Below are 3,862 nucleotides of genomic sequence, written 5' to 3'. Positions count from 1 at the left end.
GGCCGCACCCCCCGTGCGGCCGGCCGTCGCCGTCCGGGCGCCCGGTGTCCGCCCACCCCCGGCTGCGGGCCGGTCCCGCGGGCCCGCCCCCGGGCCGGGCCTGTGGGATCGGCCACAGGCCTCGGGCGCACGCAGCCTCCCGCGCACGGGGCGCGCACGCCGCGCCCGAGCCCCCGGGCCCAACCGGCGTACGCCTCCTGACGGCACGCCCGCACCGCGCCGATCGGCCGAAACCCTCTGAGCTCCCCGCGCGCCGACGCCGCCGCCCGCCCCCGGCCCGTCGACGCCGGGCCGCACCCGTGGATAGGGTCGGACCCCATGGCTGGCAGACCGCCGGGCGCACCGCCCCAGACGACTGCGACGAGGCCCGGCGCCGCCCCGGCGTCCGAGCCCGTGACGGCCCGGCTGCGCAAGAGGGTCCGCCGGGTCCGCCGGAGGCTGCGCACCGCCGGTGTCGACTACTTCCGCGGCGGCGCCGCCGACTGGCCGGTACTCGGCGCGCTCGCGCTGCTCGTCCCGCTGCTGATCCTGCTCAACGTCTGGATCCCCGACTGGGCCCCGCCCACCGCCCTCGTCCTGCCGATCCTGGCCGGCGCGCTGCTGCTGCGCCCCGGCAGCCTGGTGGTGCTCTACGCGCTCGCCGCCCTCGGCCTGTCCGCCGAGTCCGTGATCCACACCGGCCAGCGGGTCGCCAGCGAGAACCCGGAGGCCTACACCTACGGCGTGACCCCGGGCGCCGCGCTGGTGGTCGGCGCTGCCGGGGTCGGCGGCCTGCTGCTGGCCCAGTTCCGGGCCCGGGTCGGCGTGCCGTGGTGGGGCGGCTCCACCATGCTGTTCGACCTGCGCGAGCGGCTGCGCGTGCAGAGCCGGGTGCCCCGGCTGCCGGACGGCTGGCACGCCGACATGGCGCTGCGCCCGGCCGGCGGGCAGTCGTTCTCCGGGGACTTCGTGGTGGCCGCCCGCACCGGCCCCGGCCAGCGGCTGCTGGAGGTGGTGCTCGCGGACGTCTCCGGCAAGGGCATGGACGCCGGCTCCCGCGCACTGCTGCTCTCCGGCGCCTTCGGCGGCCTGGTCGGCTCGCTGCCCGCGCACGACTTCCTGCCCGCCGCCAACGGCTACCTGCTGCGCCAGTCCTGGGAGGAGGGCTTCGCCACCGCCGTCCACCTGGTGCTGGACCTGGACACCGGCGAGTACGAGCTGCTCTCGGCCGGGCACCTGCCCGGCATGCAGCGGCTGGCCGGCGCCGGACGCTGGGAGGTCAAGCAGGCCGAGGGCCCGCTGCTGGGGATCTACGACGGCGCCAAGTTCGAGGGCGTGCGCGGCCGGCTGAACCGCGGCGACGTGCTGCTGCTGTGCACCGACGGCATGGTGGAGGCGCCGGGCCGGGACCTCACCGAGGGCATGGACCGGTTGATGGGGGAGGCGGACCGGCTGGTTCCCGGCGGCGCCCCGGGCGCCCGCGCGGGCGCCGCGGGCGCGCTGATCGAGACGGTGGCCCGGGACATCAACGACGACCGCGCCGTCCTGCTGCTGTGGCGCGACTGAGGCGGCTGCCGGCGCTCGGCTGAGGCACATGCCAGCGGCAGCGGCGCTGTCAAGCCTGGCCGCTGATCTTCGGCCATATCGGACGCCCCGCCGACGGACCGGATCAGCGGCTTCCGCTCCCGGCCCGACGACTCTCCCGGCCGCTCAGCCCGCCCCGCCGACCATCCGTCAGAACGGCTCCGCTATCGTCCCGGTCGGCGGAAACTCGTCTCGCATCGCAGGATGTCCGGGGCGGGCAGGCCGTCAGACCTTTACGCAACCGGCACGGTCGACCACACTGAGTCCGGGCGGGACTTCAGGATTCGGGGGAATGGGGGGCGACACGTGCGGCACACCAGACAGCGCACGGGCGTGGGCTCCCCGGCCGGCACTGCGCCGGGCGGTCCGCGATTCCGCCTCGGGACCGTCGGACAGGCCGGGGTCCGGCTTCGCAGGTGCCGCCGGGCGGCGGCGCCACGCTACGAAACGAGGAAGTGAGTCCGGGTGGCACTCTCCGTCTCCGCGCTGGTCCTGTTCGCGATCCTGTGCATCATCTTCATCCGGAACAAGCAGATGAAGATCCCGCACGCGATCGTCGCCGCCCTGTTCGGCTTCATGCTGCACGAGACCACCATGGCGACTTCGATCAACTCGATCCTGTCCAACCTGGCGCACAGCATCTCCAGCATCACCGGCGGCTGACCGGGCCGGGCCGGCGAGTGGGCGAGTAGCGGTCACCGGCCGGCCCGTCGGGCCTCCCGCCAGCGGGCGAACAGACCCCGGGGGCGTGCCGCCGCCGGGGCGTGCCACGGTGCCGGTGCCGCGGCGCCGGCGGGCGCGGCCGGGACCGGTGCTGCCCGTTCCGCCGTCAGCAGCACGAACAGCCGCGCCCAGCACAGCCGTTCGCCCCGGGGCCAGTCCAGCGCGCGCAGCGCCGCGGAGGCCGCTTCCGACACCTCGCCGCCCACCCGGACCTCGGCGATGTCGTCGCCCGCCTTGCCGCCCAGGAAGAGCTTCACGCCCACCGGTCCCGGCCCGGTCACCTCCGCGCGCAGCGCGGGCGCCAGCGCCGGCAGCACCCGGTGCTCGGCGAGCCAGCCGGCCAGGTGCTCGTTGCCGAACCCGAAGACCGCCGCCGGCCCCTGCACCGCGTGCCAGCCCGGGAGTTCGGGCAGGTCGGCGTGGTCGGCGTGCACCCCGCGCCCCTCGGCGAGTTCGACCAGCACCGAGGCGGTGGTGGTCGCCCACATCTTCACCGCGTTCGCGAGCTTCTCCTCCTCGGTCTTGCCGAGGCCCGCGGCGCAGTCCCACACCACCGGCGCGTCCGCCCGGCCCAGGTGCAGCACGAAGCCGAGGTCCACGTGCCCGGAGCCGTCGTCGCCCGGGTGGTCGCGCACCGCCACCGCGGTGGTCCCCGGGCCGCGCACCACGTCGCCGTCCGAGCGGAACACCTGACCGAGGCGCGCCATCTCCCGGATCACGCAGCGCTGTATGACGGCCAGTCGCTCCTGCGGACGCACCGGCTCTCCTCCACCTCGGGGAACGCGCCGACTCCGGTCGCGCTCGAACTGCGCTCGAACGCCGCCGAGGCTATCGGCCCGGCCGCCAACCCGGAAACCGCCCGCGGTCGGGCGCACTCCGCTCGCGGAAATGTCGGGAATGCCCCACTTTGGGGAGCGGAAACTGACGGCCACCCGCCTGGAGAACCCGCATGCCCCGCACCGCCCCGACGACCTTCCCGCCGCTCCTGGTCCACCCGGACGGCACCGGCCTGGTCGCCGAGATCGAGGCGTACCTCGCCTCGCTGCCCGCCCCCGTCCGCACCCCGGCCCCCTACGTCTGCCGGTACGGCGCGACGCTGCGCCCCTGGAACGCCGGCTTCCTGGCCCCCCGGGCGACCCTGCTCGACCGGGTGCTGGGCCGCCCCGCCCGGCCCGTCCCGGTCAGCGCCGCCGACCACCTGCGGCTCGCCTCCCGCTACATCGGCGCCCACGGCTGGCTGCAGGGCGCCATGTGGGACCGGTCCGGCCGGGTCTGCCTGCTCGGCGCCCAGGCCGCCGTCCTGGCGTACGGCTACGGCACCCCGGCCACCGTGCGCACCGCCCGGGTCCAGCTGATGGAGGTGCTGCACGCCACCGGACGGCCGGCGAGCTCCCCGGACGAGTACAACGACCGCCCCACCACCCGGGTGGGCGACGTCCACCAGCTGCTCGACCGGGCCGCGGCCCGGGCCGCCCGGCTCGGGCTCTGACGCCGCGGGGCCGGCGCGACCGCCGCGCCCGGCCCGCCGGGTCGGCCGGGGCGGCCGGGTGCTCCGGAAACGCCGACGGCCCCGGTG

General features: G+C 76.6%; 4 protein-coding genes. 3 read left to right on the top strand and 1 reads right to left on the bottom strand.

The window, feature by feature from the left end; genetic code table 11:
* Positions 1-318 precede the first annotated feature (318 nt).
* On the top strand, positions 319-1,545 hold the full coding sequence (locus tag ABT247_RS32425) for a PP2C family protein-serine/threonine phosphatase (RefSeq protein ID WP_350749971.1): 1,227 nt from the start codon (positions 319-321) through the stop codon (positions 1,543-1,545).
* 483 nt (positions 1,546-2,028) lie between these two features.
* A complete protein-coding gene (locus tag ABT247_RS32420) occupies positions 2,029-2,226 on the top strand; it encodes a hypothetical protein (protein ID WP_350749969.1) in 198 nt (65 codons plus the stop codon).
* A 32-nt stretch (positions 2,227-2,258) separates the two neighbouring features.
* Here the strand turns inward: ABT247_RS32420 and ABT247_RS32415 are convergent, their stop codons facing one another.
* On the bottom strand, positions 2,259-3,044 hold the full coding sequence (locus tag ABT247_RS32415; protein WP_350749968.1) for a DUF6348 family protein: 786 nt from the start codon (positions 3,042-3,044) through the stop codon (positions 2,259-2,261).
* A 191-nt stretch (positions 3,045-3,235) separates the two neighbouring features.
* Between ABT247_RS32415 and ABT247_RS32410 the strand changes: the two genes are divergently transcribed.
* Positions 3,236-3,775: a DUF6197 family protein gene (locus ABT247_RS32410; protein WP_350749965.1), complete on the top strand. Its 540-nt coding sequence runs from the start codon at positions 3,236-3,238 to the stop codon at positions 3,773-3,775.
* Positions 3,776-3,862 lie beyond the last annotated feature (87 nt).

It is taken from the genome of Kitasatospora sp. NPDC001539 (genome assembly GCF_040298565.1).
Lineage (GTDB): Bacteria > Actinomycetota > Actinomycetes > Streptomycetales > Streptomycetaceae > Kitasatospora.
This window is presented reverse-complemented; position numbering and strand designations above follow the sequence as displayed.

What these genes read in the sequence shown, in the direction of transcription:
- ABT247_RS32410 (WP_350749965.1), top strand. Translation starts at nt 3,236, where the DNA reads ATGCCCCGCACCGCCCCGACGACCTTCCCGCCGCTCCTGGTCCACCCG.
- ABT247_RS32425 (WP_350749971.1), top strand. Translation starts at nt 319, where the DNA reads ATGGCTGGCAGACCGCCGGGCGCACCGCCCCAGACGACTGCGACGAGG.